Annotated in this window: 14 protein-coding genes; all 14 read right to left on the bottom strand. The window is 59.7% G+C overall.

Annotation, left to right across the window (positions count from 1 at the left end):
- Positions 1-62: 62 nt before the first annotated feature.
- Positions 63-944, bottom strand: coding sequence for an IS21-like element ISRel3 family helper ATPase IstB (gene istB / locus ShzoTeo12_RS19365; protein ID WP_318913693.1), 882 nt, complete (start codon positions 942-944; stop codon positions 63-65).
- Complete coding sequence (gene istA / locus ShzoTeo12_RS19360) at positions 941-2,176, bottom strand: IS21 family transposase (protein ID WP_318913691.1); 1,236 nt, start codon at positions 2,174-2,176, stop codon at positions 941-943. The genes istB and istA overlap by 4 nt, the downstream gene beginning before the upstream one ends.
- The gene (locus ShzoTeo12_RS19355; RefSeq protein ID WP_318913689.1) at positions 2,073-2,981 is read right to left on the bottom strand and encodes a DEAD/DEAH box helicase; all 909 of its coding nucleotides are present in this window, start codon (positions 2,979-2,981) and stop codon (positions 2,073-2,075) included. Before ShzoTeo12_RS19355 ends, istA begins: the two co-directional genes overlap by 104 nt.
- Positions 2,981-6,229 (bottom strand): protein DpdE, encoded by a 3,249-nt coding sequence (gene dpdE / locus ShzoTeo12_RS19350; RefSeq protein ID WP_318913687.1) that lies wholly within the window; start codon positions 6,227-6,229, stop codon positions 2,981-2,983. The genes ShzoTeo12_RS19355 and dpdE overlap by 1 nt, the downstream gene beginning before the upstream one ends.
- A gap of 173 nt (positions 6,230-6,402) precedes the next feature.
- Positions 6,403-7,386, bottom strand: a complete 984-nt coding sequence (locus ShzoTeo12_RS19345) for a putative phage abortive infection protein (protein ID WP_318913685.1) — start codon at positions 7,384-7,386, stop codon at positions 6,403-6,405.
- A 314-nt stretch (positions 7,387-7,700) separates the two neighbouring features.
- Entirely contained in the window at positions 7,701-9,635 is a 1,935-nt protein-coding gene (locus ShzoTeo12_RS19340) for a DUF3732 domain-containing protein (protein WP_318913683.1), read from the bottom strand.
- A complete protein-coding gene (locus ShzoTeo12_RS19335) occupies positions 9,632-10,168 on the bottom strand; it encodes a three component ABC system middle component (protein WP_318913681.1) in 537 nt (178 codons plus the stop codon). Before ShzoTeo12_RS19335 ends, ShzoTeo12_RS19340 begins: the two co-directional genes overlap by 4 nt.
- Positions 10,161-11,378, bottom strand: coding sequence for an ABC-three component system protein (locus ShzoTeo12_RS19330; protein ID WP_318913679.1), 1,218 nt, complete (start codon positions 11,376-11,378; stop codon positions 10,161-10,163). The genes ShzoTeo12_RS19335 and ShzoTeo12_RS19330 overlap by 8 nt, the downstream gene beginning before the upstream one ends.
- Positions 11,379-11,771: 393 nt before the next feature.
- Positions 11,772-12,470 carry an SMC-Scp complex subunit ScpB gene (gene scpB, locus ShzoTeo12_RS19325; RefSeq protein WP_318913676.1) on the bottom strand — a complete coding sequence of 233 codons (699 nt, stop codon included), beginning with the start codon at positions 12,468-12,470 and terminating at the stop codon, positions 11,772-11,774.
- A gap of 2 nt (positions 12,471-12,472) precedes the next feature.
- Positions 12,473-13,426 (bottom strand): DUF1403 family protein, encoded by a 954-nt coding sequence (locus ShzoTeo12_RS19320; protein ID WP_318913675.1) that lies wholly within the window; start codon positions 13,424-13,426, stop codon positions 12,473-12,475.
- A gap of 419 nt (positions 13,427-13,845) precedes the next feature.
- A complete protein-coding gene (locus ShzoTeo12_RS19315; protein WP_162911176.1) occupies positions 13,846-14,187 on the bottom strand; it encodes a hypothetical protein in 342 nt (113 codons plus the stop codon).
- Positions 14,188-14,503: 316 nt separating this feature from the next.
- A complete protein-coding gene (locus tag ShzoTeo12_RS19310) occupies positions 14,504-15,247 on the bottom strand; it encodes an ATP-dependent Zn protease (RefSeq protein ID WP_162911175.1) in 744 nt (247 codons plus the stop codon).
- Complete coding sequence (locus ShzoTeo12_RS19305; protein WP_318913673.1) at positions 15,240-17,270, bottom strand: ATP-binding protein; 2,031 nt, start codon at positions 17,268-17,270, stop codon at positions 15,240-15,242. The genes ShzoTeo12_RS19310 and ShzoTeo12_RS19305 overlap by 8 nt, the downstream gene beginning before the upstream one ends.
- Positions 17,267-17,614 (bottom strand): hypothetical protein, encoded by a 348-nt coding sequence (locus tag ShzoTeo12_RS19300; RefSeq protein ID WP_119254555.1) that lies wholly within the window; start codon positions 17,612-17,614, stop codon positions 17,267-17,269. The genes ShzoTeo12_RS19305 and ShzoTeo12_RS19300 overlap by 4 nt, the downstream gene beginning before the upstream one ends.
- Positions 17,615-17,634 lie beyond the last annotated feature (20 nt).

The following is a 17,634-nucleotide window of genomic DNA, read 5'->3' as shown; positions in this document are numbered from 1 at the left end:
ATTGATCGAGCTGTCAATGCCGCGTGAATTTTCCCCAGAAGTGCCGAAGTAAAATTCCCCAGTTATGCCGACGTCGACGACATGGCGAATTGAGGATTTTTCGGCGGCCGCCCGCGCGGCTTTTGTGGTGGGGCGAACGCCGGGGGAGCGATGAGGGCTTTGGAGCGAACATGCTCCGGCATGAGTTCGGCATGCTGCCTCAACCGATAGCTGGATCCTTCGATCTGCACGACGACGGCATGATGCAGCAGTCTGTCGAGCAGTGCCGTCGCGACGACAGGGTCGCCAAAGACATCGCCCCATTCTGCAAAACCGCGGTTTGACGTGAGGATCATTGCGCTGCGTTCATAGCGGGCGTTAACGAGCTGGAAGAACAGATTGCCGCCGCCCTGGACGACCGGCAAATAGCCAATCTCATCGACGATGAGCAGGCTCGGCCTGCAGAAGAAGCGAATGCGTTCCTGCAGCTTGCCTTCCCGCTCTGAACGGGCAAGCGAACCGATCAGATCGGCGAGCGTCGTGAAATACACGCTCTTTCCGGCCTTCACGGCTTCGACGCCGAGCGCCGTGGCAAGATGGCTCTTTCCCGTTCCCGGTGGGCCGAGGAAATGAACCGCTTCGTGACGCTCGACGAACCCGAGCTGGGCCAGGGTGAAGATGCGATTCCGGTCGAGAGATGGTTGAAAGGTAAAATCAAAACCGGCGAGCGTCTTGATCGTCGCAAGCCTGCCCATCCGCAGGGCGGTCTTGATGCGACTGTTCTCGCGCAGGGTGAGTTCCTCCGACAGGAGAATATCGATGGCCTCAAGGGCCGACAGCTCACCGTGCTCGAGGCGGCGCACGACATGGTCGAGAGCTTCCAGTGCGCGCGGCATCTTCAGACCAACGAGATCATGACGGATACGGTCGATCATCGACGGAATGGGGTCGAGGGTGGCGCTCATGGTCGGTTCTCCTGTGCCAGGACCTTGCCGACGGCATCATAGAAGGCAAGCGATCGCTGCAGCACGGTATCGCCGGCGGGTTTGACAACATGAGATTCCTGCCGTCTCCCCGGCCAATGTTGCGGCTGAATGGGTCGCCGATGATCCGGATGAACCCGGCGCTGTTTACGGCCCTCCAGGACAGGATGTGCTGCGATCAGCGTGCCGTTCTCGAAGATGCGGACTTCGTCAGCGAGAGAGTGGACCTCTACCATTCGGCTTCGCGTGGCATCCGGAACGCTGTAGGTATTGCCACCGACGCTGACCATGCCCTCCCGCGACACGCGGCGCTCCAGCTTCAGAACGGATCTGAACGGTGCCAGCGGTAACGGTCGCAGGTGCGGCCGCTCCTCGGCGAAGGCTTCATTGACGAAGCGCAGGGTTGTTGCATGCTTCCTCGGATTGGCGACGGTGTCCAGCCAGTGCCGGAGCTGGGCGTTCAGGTCATCGAGATTGCGAAACGAGCGGGCCAGGAAGAAGTCCTCGCGGATGTACCGGAACGGCCGCTCGACCTTGCCCTTGGTCTTGGCGCGATACGGTTTGCATGCCTTCGGGTGGAAGCCGTAGTGGCGTGCCAGGTCGATGAGTACGCGATTGTAGATGATACCTTCCGTCTGGCCTTCGCCAATGACGGCGGTCTTCATCCGGTCGTAGAGCACCTCCCTTGGAGCGCCGCCAAGGGCCTCGAAAGCCGCGATGTGGCAGCGCAGGACGGTTGGCAGGTTCTGATGCATGACGAAGCGCGCCCAGATGAGACGGCTGTGGCCCAGCACCATGGAGAACAGCCAAACGATCCTCGGCGTCATCGGTTCGTCGGTGAAGACGACATGGAATTGGGCGAAATCGACCTGAGCCTGCTCGCCGGGTGGCGTCTCGAAACGAACCTCATAGCCTTGGCTTGCTGCAGGGCGCACATCACGGAGAAAATCCGTCACGGCCGTGTAGCCGCCCGTATAGCCTCGCTCGCGCAGTTCTCGTAGCAGCCGACTGCCGGTCAGGCCTGGATAGGTCTTCACCCGTTCCCGCAGGTAAGAAGCAAACGGATCGATCACCGTCGCTCGCGGCTTCCTGGGACCATAGGCCGGAGCCTCAAGGCCTCGCTCTATGTATTTGCGCACCGTCTTGCGGTCGATGCCCGTTTCTCTGGAAATGGCCGACACCGTCAGCCCCTGCTGATGCAGATCCAGGATCATGATCGTCTCCCTCAGCTTGATCACCAAAATCCCCCTCCCGACCATCGGAAGGAGTATCGGCGATGACGCGCCGCCGGTCTTCCGGGGCCCGCCCCGGAAGACCGGCGGCCGCAGCACCTGGGGAAGATTCAAACGGCACTATTGGGGAGTATTGCTCCGGTACTGACACGAGCACCAGCGCTGTCGTCGGCACAATACAAAGCGATAGACCGCCTTCGATGCCCCGCGCGAGGACGGGGGCCTGGGCGATAAAGCTCTTGCCCGACCCAGTCGGCAGAGCGACCACCAAAGTCTCTCCGGGCGGCAGCAGAAAGGCGCTGCGCACGGCTTCGCGCTGTCCCGGGGACACGTAGGTGTCGAAACCGCTCGCCTCGCTAAGAAAGGGATCGATCGGCCTTTGCCAGTCGAGCCGGACATTCCGCTCGGCAAAGACATCCTCGAAGACCGGGTTGTCACTGTCTCCGAGCCAGGCCGCATGCCATGGCCGGGCTTCGATGAGGAGATGCCCGCTCGATTCACTATGGGCACGGATGCCAAAGCTCGCCCAATCGGTTCGGCTGGGCCAACCAACTCCGGACGGAACGCGCAACTGCGCCTGCTGACCCGCGCGCAGCGATTGCCGGCGCAGCACGTGCCGGAAAAGCGCCATCGCGTCCTGCGGACTGTTCAGCCGCCCCGCTTCCTTCGCGGCTAGGAGCACTTGGGTCAGCCTATCAAAAATGCCATCTGTGATCGGCGACTGTCTGACAGCCTTGGCGAGGTCTAGCAGAGCATCCTGCAAGCTTCCGAAATCATGCACGGCCATCAGATGCCGCCCGAAATTTGGTCGGTCGCCGATCGGCTCGCCGAGATGAAGACTGCACCAATCGTATCAAGCCGAACACGAGGGACATTGATGCCGGCCCGCAGTCCAACGGCGAGTTTCTCCTCGAATGCAAGCTCCGCACTTTCTCCTTCGCGGCCCTCCGCACGTGCCCGCACCCGCAGTTGCCCTAGGCGCCCTTGATCGATGCGAGCCGCTCGCTGCTCTGCCTGGCCGAGGCTTGCTATCAGTTCTGGATCAGCACGAAGTGCATCCTCCGCCACCGATCTAGCCTTTCCGCAAAGCTCTCTCCAATAGGCGAGTTCCGGGAGTTGCAACTCCAGCAGACGCTGCCATCTCCTCGAATTCAGGTTGAGATCGAGTGCTCCGCTACGGTCGGGCTTGACGCTATACGGACGCGCTAATCTCGCCAACAGTGCCTCGTTATGGACAGGGTTCAGCTCACGATCGAGCCAAATCGAGCGATAGAACGGAGCGAGCGCCATGTCGCCTCGCCGGCGAACGGCTGCGCGGGCAGCGCTCGTATCACGGTCGTGCGCTGCTAGCACGCGCATCGCCACGGCGCTGTCCGCCTCCAAAATGAAATCGAATCGGAAATAGAATTCGGCAAGCGGGTCGCCAATATGATCGGGCACGAAGCGCCACATAGCGAAGGATCGACCGCGGTCGTCGGCGTCCGTGAGCGCGGTCATTCCACTGATCAAGGGATCGCCATAGCGCAAAAGACCAACGCCATTGGCGCGCTCGACACGACTGAGCGCAGTGCGTCTGCGGAATGTATACGGAATCGTCCCGATCGTCCGCACGCCCCTCGACCCGAATCCCAGATCGAGCGCGTCCGCGCACTGCGCCAGGAACGCGGGAAGCGAGATCAGGGTATGCGGATTGGAGGTCGAATAGACGTAACGAAATGGTGCCGCCACACCGGCGCCGGCGAGGAGGCGCGCCTCGTCGGCGCGGCCGAACTGCAGAGTCTGGTCGAGCCAGGCTGCGGTATCAGTCGCAAGCGACTGCCAATCATCGTCGATTTCCGAAAGCTCATCGATCATATCGGTGGGAGGCGCTCCCAACGCATCGAGGGCATCCTGTTGATCTATCGATTTGATCTCCCGTTCGATGAAACCCTGGTCGCCTGCGCCGCTCGCTGTCAGATCGGTAATCACTTCTGCGCCATCCGTGAAAAGTGCGGGCCTGATCTCGCGCACAGTCTGCTCGATCAAATATTGAAGGCTCGCAACCGAACGGTCGAATACCCTTAGGGCGGTGTCGAGATAGCCTATCCAAGCCACTTCCAGGGGATCGTCCTCGCAAGCCAACACGAGCGATCGCACGGCTTCGCCGGATCCATAGCGATCCACCCGGCCGAGTCGCTGCTCGATCCGGTTTGGGTTGAGCGGCAGGTCATAATGAACAACCACTTTATTTCCGCCCTGTAGGTTTAGACCCTCCTCGGCTCGTCGGTCGCAGACGAGCACAGGATGATCGGCTGCCGCTGCAAAAGCTGTCCATACATCGTCCTCTGGATCGTGCCGATCGACCGTAATCTCCAACACGTCACGGATGCGTTGCGCGAGGGCGTCGGCGGTCTTCGGATCGGAGCAGAAAACTACGCACTGCGCGCGACTGCGCACTAATGGAGCAAGCGCTTCAAGCAGCGCTTGTACCCGGTCCTCAAACAGGCCATCGCGGCCGAGACAACGGTTGATTGACGCAAAACGTTCTTGATCTCCGATCACCGCGGTTTCGCTGGCGAGGAAACCGATTATCCCAGGGCCAGTACTCGGATATTGCGACGCGCGGTCGAGTACCTCCCAGAAGGTGCGCACAACACGATCACTCCAGAGCTTTTCGGAGCCGGCCGCGTCGAGTTCGACGGCCTCATCGAACCGCCAGTCTTCCAAGGCGGCAGTCAAAGCTGCGCGATCGGTGCTACGATATCGGATGATCTTGGCGCCAGAACGGTCAGGGGTTAGCCCCCCGATGCTCCGCCGCCGATGGCGCAGGATGCGCCGGTGCAACCTGTAAACTTCGCTGAGATGGGTGTGTAGTCGTCCGATCGCCTCTACGAGAGCAGGATCATCGGGATCGGGCATCGTGTCGATGACGCTGCGCAAATCCCCCGCATGCTCCTGCAGCAATTCGTCATGGGGAAATAGGGTCGCCAACTGGTCGATGGTATAGTCAAGGTATAGCGCGTTTTCGATCGTCAGACCGGCCACGATCTCCGCCAGCGCCTGGCGGCTTTCGACCTTTCGCCGAAACGACTCCTCATCATCGAGCTGGTAAGTAGCGGGGTCGAGCAGGTGTAGCATCTCAAGAAAGCCGCGCTCATTGTGGAGTGCTGGCGTCGCAGACAATAACAGGACACGGTCGATTGATGGAGACGCTGCAGCAACATCGGCGTAAATTCGGTCACCGATGACCGTCTTTTGCCCAGTCAGATGATGCGCTTCGTCGATCACTAGCATCGTAGCGCTAGGCAGAAGCGCGCGTATGCTCTCGTAGTCGTCGAGTGCAACAATGTGAAGGCTGTGGTCTAGGCAGCGCCCGAGAAAAAATTTGTTCGCAAGCTCCCTTCGCCACTGATCGACTAACGCTGCGGGCACAATCACAAGAATGCTGCATTTCTGCTGCGTATCAATAATGCATTGCCGGATAAGTACGCCGGCTTCGATCGTTTTGCCCAGCCCAACCTCGTCCGCGAGCAAATAGCGCTGCACGGGGTCCTGAAGGATGCGGCGCACTACCTCGACTTGATGCGCTTCGAGTTCGATCGCCGACGCAAGTAGAGCCGACATTCCCATCGACGCTGCGCGTTGGCGGGTCTGCGAACGCATGAACGCACTGCGACCATCGGAAAATCGCGGGCTCTCGTTGATCCGGTTGGCGAGGAACAACATCGGGTCCTCGATTGGGAGAGCCCACCGCACGAAGAGCGCCTCGGCCTTCAGGTGCTTCGCCTTGCCGTTCGGGAACTGGACGAGTTGGCTGTCGCCATGATCGTCGAGCAGCCGACCAATCTCCCAAGAACCCGCCGCCTCGTCGAATTGATAGATGCGGGTCTGCTCAGCGAGCGTCACGCGCTCGATCAGATCAGCTTCAATCTGGTGGACGACCAACTCGGACGTGGGTGAATCGAAATATTCGACAGCACAGAGAGACCCTTTCCGGTCAATCTGCTTGCCAATGCCCAGCGATGCGTACTGCCCCCCGTTCGACCGAACGAACAATGCCTAACCTCCCCGCGCTATTACATCGTCTTATTTCATTAAAGTTTATGATTCGCTGCCCAATCGTAAGAGAGGTTCTCAAACTAGTTGACGACGGCTCGCAGGCGGAACAGTGGGCGCAGCTAAGGAAGGCGCCAGTCACGGTACGTCGAGCAGATTTGACAACAGGAGTGCTATGTCGCGGCATCCGTGAAGGAAAGGGGCTTTTTCGGCGCCTTTTCATCGAAAGCGCTGGGTTCGTAGAATTTTTCGTGGGAACTGTCGAACAGCAAATCCTTCGGAAGGTTGTCGAACAACGTAAAGAACTCGACATACTCTTTGAATTTTCGAGCAAGCGGAAAGAGGCCATTATAGAAGAGCACGAGGAGCTCAAAGTCGGAAAGTTGGGCCCTCAGGATGCGGATGTATCGAGCCTTGTTGACGTTACTTTCGTTGATGAATCGGATGATGTTGTAGAGATATCGGTAATAGTGCGCCAGGTCGTTCTGATACGACTGCCACAGGCGATCGTGAGCATTGAGCGATTTCTGAAGCTCGTCTAGGTTAGGATCGGCCTCGTAAAACGTCCTCATTTGGTCGCGGAAGTACTTGAAACATTCTCTCCCCTTCAACTGGTTTTTCGAGGTGCCGCGATCGACATCGATGGAGTTGACGATCGTATTGTGAATCGAGACCATCTGAAAAAACGTGTTTTCGAACTGCATCCGCTCGCTGCTCAATCGATCTTCAAGCTTCTGCTTCTGAAGATCTAACGCGTCCTGCTTCGCACTGTGGATCTCGCGTTGCTGGAGGATGATCGTGAGCAGCAGCGCCATGAAGCTCAGGAAAGTCAGAACCGGGTTGAGCAACCCGCCAAAAAAATCGCCGAACGTGCCCCAGTTTTTCCCGGCAGCCTCAGCGTGGATTGCAACGACGAAAACGGCTCCCATCGACGCCAAGGCAACCGAAAGCAGAACGGTAAACAGGCCCCTTGAATCGCCGCCGCGCGGTGCGACGGCCCGATCGACGATAATCGAGTTCCAGAGAACCATCGACCAGACCGATGCGATGGTCGCTACGATGAGCCAGGTTTCTGTTCCAAAATCACCAAGGGGTCGGTAGAAGACAGCGCCCGCTCCAATCACGGCGAGTCCGGCAAACCAGGCTACTATACGCATGCAACGTCCTTCCTTGAGCTACGACGTAGCATCGATCTGATATAGCTTGCTTTGCCCCGTCTGGTACACCAAGTAATTCCTGCCGCTCTAGCTGACATCGAAGACCAGTTGCGATCCCATCATCCTTAACGCAACCAGACTGGTCTCCAGGAATACCTTTATGATGCCCTTGTCCGGAGGCATCGGAAGATCTTCGAAATCGAGGCGGTCCGGAAATGAGAACTCCGGTAAGACGCTTGTCAATGATTTCGCGAGTTCCAAGTAAACTACTTTCCCCACGCGAAGTAGGAGCGAGTTTGAAACCGAACAAAATATCACCGAAGCCAAGCGATCGGAACGAGCTTTATTCCATCACGCCAGCGTTCGACCGTGGCATCGCGAAACCAATCAATGAGCAGGTCAACGTGATCAGTTACGATGATCTGCATTTGTGAGGATTGACCAACACAGTAATCAAGGAGGAGACGATAGAGCCTTGCGACCGCAGCCTGATCCTCATCCTCACCTCCTGATATCTCGCCAACATCTCGATCTGGCGGATAATGAGCTTGTGAAGGTTGATCCAGCATCAAAAATGCTGGCACCGGCCGGCGGCGAGCGCGGAAGAGCTTGTGAAGTGCGAGATGCGCAGCCACGTGATAACCAACCCAGTTTTCACCGCTGCCAATCTGCGGCAGTGATAACGGCCCATCAACCGTATCCGCGACAACCGTCAGATTCTTCCGATCAAGTCGTAAGCTATTTTCGCCGTGTTCAAGCTGCAGCCGTCCCGCATATTCTGTGATGTCACGACCGACGAGACTGAGTGCAGTTGTAAGCCTTTCTTCCATCGCCTCCTGATCGAGCGCACGCTCCAACTCCGTGACTTCAGCCCGTACCCGTGCGATCTGAAGCCGCAGGCCATCATCATTGGATACCGCCTTCGCGTTTTCCAAGTAATATCCTATTCGTCCAGCAACCCTCGCCTGCTCTGTAAATTGATCCTGCTCAACACGCAGACGCTCGTTGTCGGCGATACGGGTCGTGATATCGCGTTGAACCAAACCCAAATCGGACTCAAGAGTGGTTCGCTTTGCCTCAAGCTCGGCGATCTGACCTTGTAACCGAGGATTATCGCGACGGACCGCACTTAGCTGCCGATCTAAACCCGCTAGCGACCGCCGTATTTCATTCACCGAGGGAACTGGCACGGGAAGGTGACTATCACAGAGCGGGCAAACCTCGTGGCCGCGCTCGCCGACATCCACGAGCCCTATCGATGCCAATCGTGCCTGCTGTTCACGCGCTTCGGCCTCAAAATCAGTTGCCTCTCGAGTCAGGCGCTGGAGGTCTTTGATTTCGTCTCGGATCTCTTGAAGCTCGGTTCGTAGCCGCCTGCGACGTTCTTCCAGATCAGTCAGATCGGCGGCCGGATCGTCGTTGTGAGCGTAAGTGAGCGTGCGTGGGGCCTCAGCCTGAACCAATAGTTTCCTTACATCGTCAACCGAATCCGCTGTTGCATCAAGAGGAAGCAGGCCAACGCGTTTTGCCTCTTGCAGAAGGCTCCGGGCGGTACCGGAGGCCTCGTCAGCCAACGCTTTTGCCTCGGCGAACTCGCGTTCCAAAGTCCGAAGTCTGCGACGCGCATCCTCGTACCGTTTCTGTTTGAGGTAATGATCCTCACCCATTGCTCCGACGAAGTAAGGAAGTGTGTCCTTAATCGCTTGCGGGATCCGTTCCTCACCTTGCCGATGAAACAGCAGTCGTCTGTTTGCAATCTCGTCCTGGCCTTGGAAACTGAAGAAGATTGCCTGACCGGAGGACGCTTCCAATGGACGCCGCGTTGCTCCTGGCTCTGGTACATATAAGTTTTCTGCGATGCCGAGGATCGCCGAGAATCGAGCCCTCAGCCCATCAGCCGTGGAGTTCTTCACAAAGACGTCCGGATGTTCCGGAAAGTCTTCAACGTTTCGCTGAAAATAGATTTCGTCGCTGGTCTTGACGGCCGGCCCTGGATTTTTCCTCGCAACAAGAATGCCTTCACCGCTGTTGTCGAACAGCACAGCGAACCAGGATACACCCCGGCGAATCTCCCCTTCAGCAACAGTGCATTCCGTCCGTCCCCAGCAGTAGTCCACGATGTCGAGCAAGGCGGACTTTCCCGTTTTCGAGGCGCCCGTAACGACGTTCAGAGCACCAAGATTGAAGCGAACATCCCTGCGCTCACCTTCTTTCGAATAAATAGCGATGGCTCGAATCTGTAGTGTCATACCCTTATTCCCATCGTCTGAAGGACAGCGCCCGTGGCCTGCAACACAGCGTCTGCTTGTGATTGATGAGCAAACCAGCGTCCGAGCAGACCGGCAGTGCGCCGGATCTCATCGACTTCATCTGTGCTAACCGAAGGCTTGGCGGTTAAGCTCAAGGGCTTATCACCGATACTCACGCCATTCTTGTCGACTCTGATCGCGCCAAGCTGCGAGAGAAAAAGCAGCGCTTCCCGGCTGACAGGCCGCAGACGCAATACGCGGTCGGGCACCGTACTAAGAACATCAGCGTTTTCGCCGGCCCACGACGCAAAGGCTGTATTTGCCTTTCGTGGGAGAGCTTGTCGCGTTGCCGGATGCAGAGCAAGCGGAAGCACAAGAAAAGTTAGGGCAAACGGCAATGGGTTCGGGCCAAGTTTGCTGTAGCCATGCAGGGTACGCGCGATCAGCTCGCCACAAAATGCCGGATTGAAATGAGCAGCCTCTTCCAAGGGTCGCTCTCGCCAAGGCCTGGTGAAGTGTCGGGTATCAGCCATCTTGGCTTTCCTCGGCGCACAAAACCATAAAGTCCTTGTGCCACCCAACGCGAAGATCATTGGCAAGGATGTGGTAGGAACCGACGTTCAAGAACTTCGCGGTGATCGACCGGAACGGCAACCGGGCTTCGGTTTCGACCCAATAGTAAATTTCTTGTGCATCCTGTTTCAGTTTTGTGTCGTCGATCTCGCCCTCAGCATGCGCATCGCACATTGCAGCGAAACGAGGCTCCCACTCTTCCACGAGCCGCTGTTCAAACCTCTCTAGCTCTTCGTCCAAAACAACGTGCTCTCGGGTCCACTTCGATCGCTGGACGAATGCGCGATAATAGTCTCGTTTTGCGAAGCGCAGGCGATTTCCACCAAGCCCGATGACATGAAGCTGCTTCACAAACCGGAAGCCATCGTATTCCGCAATTTCGATGTCACTCGGCTCGGCGTACTCAAAATCCGCGATGATCGCGTCGCGCTTGAGAAGCTCTCTGATATCATCGAGCTTTGCTTCTAGCGCGCTTATGGGAATAGGATCAGGCGGGTTCGCCATGAGCACCTCGCATATGCGAGGCCACCACCAACCTTCGAGCATTTCGCGTGCGAGTGCGGCCTTCCCGGTTGGAGCGACAAGACGCAGCGAATGCTCCAGTTCTTCCCCGAGATCATTCAAGAGTGGCTGCCGATCGACAACTTCAATTGCACTCAGCAACGACGAACGCATGGCATCCGACAGGGCAAGAAAGGCGGAGAATGCCAACTTCAGAGATTTATTGTCGGAGGTTTCCGCAATCGTCGTCAGAATCTCCTTAGCCAGCTTTGGATTGCGTTTCGTGCCGGGACCATATGACTGCCGCGGACGTAGCAATGATGCCGCAGACCCCTCAGGCGCCTCCCCCGTCGTGACGAGCATAAGCTTCGCCCTCGAGGGTAGCGAAGGATCGTCGGCTGCGGCCTCGGCCCATACTCGAAGCGTTTTCCAAATGTCGGGACTGGCGTCTGTCAGGCTAGCAACGCGATCAATGTGATGTTTCGTCTGCAGGAGCTCGATTGGAGTTCCTTCTTTCTCAAAAGATACATCATCCAGTCGCTCGACCGAGACCTCTACTTCCGCTCCGCTGTTTACGTAGGGAATAGACAAAAACAGCGCCAAGCGGGCTTGATAGAGATATCCGGCGGCTGAGGGTGCTGCGCTAAACTGATTATCTCGACTGCTCAACCTCCCCTCCTTTTTGTTTTCTTCCGGTCAGCGGCCGTTTCTTGCCACCCTGATATTTTCCTATGGTTTATCAGAGGCATCACCGAGTCAACGTATGATGGCACTCAAGTAACCCAATTCACAACCGGTTTAGGCTCCTAATGCTCAGGAAACAGGACCATGGTCGCGGGTCATGTGCGATCGAGTTCCGCGCGACCTATTCGAGATCGAAGCGGCGGAGCCTCATCTGGAAGACTTGAAGAAATGGTTGCGCAGTCGGAGCGTGCAACAGAAGCAGCCAAAGGGGTGCGCATGGTGCCGATTGCCTCTTTCCTCCTTCGCCTTCTCCGGCCTCGGTGCTTGCCGCACGACAGAAGATAGTCAGCGGTGGCGGGCGGCGATCAATCTCTATCGCTAAGGTTCATCGTCACCGGCCGGCGCCAAGTCGGTTTCTGCGGCAGTTGCCGTTCGGCTTAACAATCCCGCATCCTCCAGCGCTTCGATGTCCGGCAGGTCGCGCAGCGTCTCCATGCCGAAGGCGGTGAGGAAGTGTTTCGTCGTGACATAGGTATAGGGCGCGCCCGGCGTCGGACTGCGTGGGCCGGAGGCGAGGAAGTTGGCGCCTCGTAGGCTGGCGATCGTGTCGCGGCTGACCTCCCTGCCGAAGATTTTCGACAGGTCGCCGCGGGTGATCGGCTGGAAATAGGCGATCGCCACCAGCACCATCGCCTCGAAGTCGGACAGCGCCAGCGCCCCTCCCCCCGTCGACGCTTGCGACGCCCGAATCGCGGACGCGTAAGCCGGACGCGTTCGGTGCTGCCAGCCGCCGGCGGCGAAGACGATCTCATAGGGCCGGTCACGCAGTGCTTCCTGCAGGTCGTCGATCAGGAGATCGATGCTGCAGTCCTTGCCGACGACACGCGCCAGTGTCTCGCGACCGACCGGCTCAGCCGCGGCAAAGATCACCGCCTCGACGCGCAGCATCCATTCCCGCCAGCGCAGCTCCGGCGGTAAATCCACCAGGTCCCGATCCAGGAGATATTCATCTCCGGCCTTCGCTTGCCTCTCTCGTCCTTTACCGTGGGACGGTTTGGCTAGGTCCGCTTCGCTCATCGTCACAACCCAAAAATCCGGAACGCGCTGCGACCGGACAGTTCCCGCACCGCGCCAAAGCCTTCCAGCCGGTCGAACAGCCGGGTCGCCGCCCAGCGCGAGAGATTGCTGCCGGGCGCCGAGGCCGCCACGGCGTCGTGATCGAGAAGCGCTTGGATGACGGCGCCGGCGCCCTTGGTGCGCACCTTTGGCGCGGCGGCGCGCAGCGTCTCGGCGCGCCGGGAAATCTCGCCGGCGGTGCGCAGGGCCGCGCCCGTTGCCTCGGTGAGGGCGAGGCAGACGGCGCGGGCGAAGGCCGGTTCCCCCGGGCGCACGCGGCCCCTGCCCCCAAGCGTCTTGAAGGCCGGTCCATAGCGTTCGGCCATCAGCAACGGCACGGCAAAATCCCATTCCAGCAGCGCGGCGATCAGCATGTCGGCCAGCATCCAGGCGAGCGGTTCGGCATCCGGGCGCGTAGCATAGATGGCGCTCACCAGGTCCGCCGCGGCAAGCGGCGCCGGGCGGCCGGATTGCAGCGCATCGTCGGCGTGGTCGACCGCCGTCGCCAGTCGATCGTCCCAGGCCAGCCCCAACAGATCGGCAAGCTCAGCCACCGCTTTCGAGGAAAAGGCGGTTTTTCGGGTGGAAAGCCTTTTGGTTGCCAAAAACACCTTTCCCGCCGGTCCGGGATCGTCACCGGCGGCCGTCAGCAGAACGGCGTCGCGCAACGCCGGCTCGTCCTCGCTGCGGCCCATCAGCCGAACCGCGACGGCGGCACATTTGAGGGCCTGGCGTGCGCGCCAGCAGCCGGCCCAGACCGGCGTAGAACGGACAAGATCGTCGAGCGATTTCAACGCGATGCCGGCGGCGAAGGTGGCGGCAAGATCGTCCGGCTCGCGGCCGCGCGGCAGGGTCCAGCCGGGCAAGGCGGCAATGAACGCCGAAGCGGAAACGGGCGAGGCGACGGGCGAATCCATGGCCGCCATCCTACAATGGGTGCGCGGTTTATGCTATAGATTTCGATAAAACCGCACGGCTTGTCGTCTATGTATAATGATGGATAAGTTTGCATTATCAATCATTTACGCGATATTAAATTCCCAATTGGCGACTAAACTGGCGATAACTCCCAACTCTTCGAGAGGCCTAACGTCACCAATAATCTGAGACAATGATACGAGTCATTTGGCTCGGCAAACGAGACCTCCTCCTCCGAGATCATTGAATGACCCTCACCCTTTTATGAAGGGGTCGCCCGCATCCTTTTGCAAACGTCGTTTTGCGAAGTAATGGGGAGAGAGCGCAGAATATTAGACGACATCGTTTGCCGAGAGGATGCGGGGGGCATGCCGGATCAATCGCCTAGAAGGCGGCCTGGACACCGACAGACAGCGCATCACTGCTGGTCCCCGCGGGTACAAGCCTTCCCCTCCAGATATCGCTTGATACGGAAGGGCCTTATGTCGGGCTCGTACTTCTCCGCCAGCGCCTCGAACACGACCTCGCTCTCGCACATATCGAAGCCCTGGAGCACCAGTTCGGCGACGATCTCGTCGCAGAGCCTGTCGAGTATCTCGTCGCGTTTTTTCTTCTGTTTCGCCGTCACGATCATCTGCCACAATAACGTGCGGGCGATATCGTCCCGCGTCGGCCGCCTGTTCTCCCGGGCATCGTCCCTCACCCTCTGCTGGCGAACCCGCTGCTCGGCATTCCTCTGTCGTATCGATTTCCTGGCCATATGCTTGTCTCCTTGTGTTGGAGACCCAGCCTCGCCGGCGGCGATGCAAGTGACAAACGAGGTTTGCAGACCGCGCTTCCCCTCGCCCGCAAACGCCGTTTCCTGCAAACGGGGTTTGCCACTGAATCGCGGTTTCCCAATCCGGCAACGCGGATTTCCTGCCGGGAATCGCGTCAGGGTAAATTGAGATGATGTGTTTCAACATGCCCGCAACCCACATCGGATCGGCGCAAATCGACTTGATGCAGAACGACGTGCGGACACGGCGCAATGCCGCCCCCGCACGTTGATCGACCATGTCGGCGACGTATTCGAGTCAGCCAGCCTCGCACTTTGCGGCGTTGATTATTTCCCGCAGTTCGTCGCCCGACATGATCCCGACTGCACTCAGACGTGTGGCGATCTCGCGGTGCAGGTTCCGATGCTCCTCCAGCAGTTGCCTTGCAATGGCCTCGGCAGCAAGGAGCCGTGCATGAACCCGCTCGGCTAGGTCGCGATCAAGGGCGAGCTCGTTCATCGCCGCGGTGGGCGGGCGGTAGAGCAGCGGTTGATGGCGGGAGAAGCCGAGCCGCGTCTCCGCGGCCAGCGCCATGTCCGTCGCCCGCGCCAGATCGCTCTCATCTGCACCGCCAGCCCCTGCAAGCGTTTCGCCGAACAGCAACAGCTCCGCCGTCCGCCCCGCCAGGATCGCGGCCATCGCGTTCGTCAGCCAGGTCTCGTTCTGCGGCAAACAATCGTTCGCGACGGTTGCGACCATACCGAGGCCGTGGAGACCGATGCTCGCGGCCTGCACCTCGGCAATGCCGGTCAACGTGTAGACCAATGCATGTCCCGCCTCATGCACGCTTGCCCGCCGGCGCAGATCGTCGGACATCGCCGCCTGTCCATCGCGCAGGGCCGTTTCGAGATCGTCCCAGACCATCGCTCGTCCTTCACGCCGCAGCTTGCTCCTGACTTCGCGAACGAGACGCTCGATATCGGCGCCCGTCCGGCCAAGCGCCAGCAGTGCGAGCGGACGCAAGCTACCCGGAGACCGGGAATGATCGGCAGCTTCAGTCATGACGGCGTCCTTTCTCTGCTTGCGGCTTGTAATCCGGCTCATGCCGGACTGGCGGCTTACCATTTATGGGCGGCGGCGGGCGCAGACGTCGCCGTGCGTACGCCACAGGCGCGGAAGCGAGCACCGCATGGAGATCGGAGCCGAGGTGATGACCGAGGATGCCCACCAATGCCTCCAGGTTGGGCATTGGAATCTGGACGTGGGTTTCCAGCCGGCCGGAGCGCAACAGCGCCGGATCGATCCTCTCCGGAAGGTTGGTGGCCCCGACGACGATGATGCCTTCCGTCTTCGAAGCCCCGTCCAGCAGTTCGAGCATGCGGTTGATCAGCGACGCCCAGTAGTCGTCGTAGTTTCTGCTGCCCGCGCCCTGCCGCCTGCCAATATTGTCCAACTCGTCGATGAACAGGATTGACGGCGCGCGCTCCGTGGCGACGATGAAGGATGCCGACATGCGTGTCAGCACATCGCCGAGATAGCCGGGCTCGAGCCAGCGGGCGACCGATGTCGCCAGCAAGGGAACCTCGAGCGTGTTGCAGAGCGCCCGGGCAAAGATCGTCTTGCCGGTTCCGGGCGGCCCCGACAACAGAAGCTTCGTCGTCATGTCGTCCCAGCGCAGTTTCCCCTGCTTCCAGAGCAGCAAATCAGCCTTGAGGTTGAGCGCCCAGTCACGCGCCGGGCCGTAACCGGCAAGCGTCTCGACGGACAGCAGACGATCCTGCTGTGACGGTGTTCCCGCCGCATCAGCCGCGGCCGCGTCGCTATCCGGCGGGGTGACCGGCTCGATCACTTCGATACCGACATCCTGCGGCTTCTTCTTTCCGGCATTCCTTTGCGACGTCGTCTCGCTGGCCCGCCCCTTTCCCGACCGCTGTTTCCGGCCTCGCTCATCCTTGCCCTCCCGCTCTTCCTCTTCCTCGGCCGCCGAGCGCTCGGCGAGCATGGCCAGCACCGACAGCGTCTGCTCGACCGCCCTCCCCGGGCGAACTGCAAGCGCGACGTCGTCGAGGGTCAGGCTTTCCGGATCGAACGCCATGTCATCCATGGCGATCAGGCTTTGCTTCGGGGGAGTGCCACAGCAGACATGCAGCAGCTCCGCGAGCATCTCATAATCGATCCCACCACATTCGAGGACGAGATCGGCGGTCTCGGTGACGACCGGCGTCAGGGCGGAACGGGTCTCGTCGGCAAGGAGGATCGGCGCAGGGTCATCGAGGAGCGCCTGACGAAACTGCTTCCGGATGTCCTGATCGTCCGTATTCTCGACTGCGATACCCGAAAGCGTCTTCAGCTTGCGCCGATTCACCGCGGACTGCTGCTGCCTGTACCGGCCGGACAGAGGATTATCACGAAGCACGTCTTCGAGCGCCGCCCGGAACGGCAGGAGCAAGCCATCCTCAAGCATCATGCCGAGGCACAGCTCGAAGCGCGGCACGGGCGCCTTCAACAGGACAAACGGCGCTGCGGGACGCAGCGCCTCGATCAGCGTCTGTATATCAGGCAGACTGGCGCCGACGGCGCGGGCAACGAGCAGCGCAACGGCCGCACGGACGGGATTTGGCGGCGGCAGATGCTCGCGAAGAAGCGCAGTGACATAGGGAAAGTCGATATCCAGCGTGCCAGCGCTTCGGCTACCCGCTGTGCTGACCCTTTGGACTTTCCTTCGCCTGCCCTTCGGCTGATCCTCCGATGCGCCCACGGTTCGGCATTCGAACGTCACAACTCCGTCGACCGCATCCTCATCCGGCACGATAAAGGTGATGGGTTCGTCGGCGCGTTGACGAGGAGCGCGGCCCACGCCCATCATCCGCGCGACGGTCGCGCGATCCCGATCGGGATTGCCGGTCAGCAAATGCCAGGCCTGATCGGTCACCTTCCAGATCGTCCCTTTCCGCTCCTCCCCCTCGATGAAGGCGGACGTCAGCAATCCCGCATCGCCCGCCCGCTCATAGAGCGTCAGCACGGCGCGGCGGCGAAGGCGCTTCAGGAGATAGCGCGTCATCCGATCCGTCAGCGTGTCCATCATACAGTCTCCTTCACGAGGGACGCACAGAACAGGCGGTTTCCGGAAAGCCAGTCGCGGATCATGCGGCAGGTCGGGTCACCCTGATTGCAGAGATCGATCAGCCAGACGCGCAACTGCGGCGGCAGGCTATCGAGACGAACGCCCTTGCGGCGGGCAAACCGGATCGAGGCGCGCACGACCGCGGCGACATGTGCAGCGCAGTCCTCAGACAGGGCGCTGTGCTCACCGGCAGATTCGACCGCAGCGGTGAACGCGGCCGCCCGCTCCTGCAAAGACGGCGCCGTCATCACCGGCAGGGTTCGCGTGATCGGGAAGGGAATGACATTGGAAGCGGGTTGCGTCATGGCAGACGTCTCCTCATCGC

The organism is Shinella zoogloeoides, from assembly GCF_033705735.1.
Lineage (GTDB): Bacteria > Pseudomonadota > Alphaproteobacteria > Rhizobiales > Rhizobiaceae > Shinella > Shinella zoogloeoides_A.
This window is presented reverse-complemented; position numbering and strand designations above follow the sequence as displayed.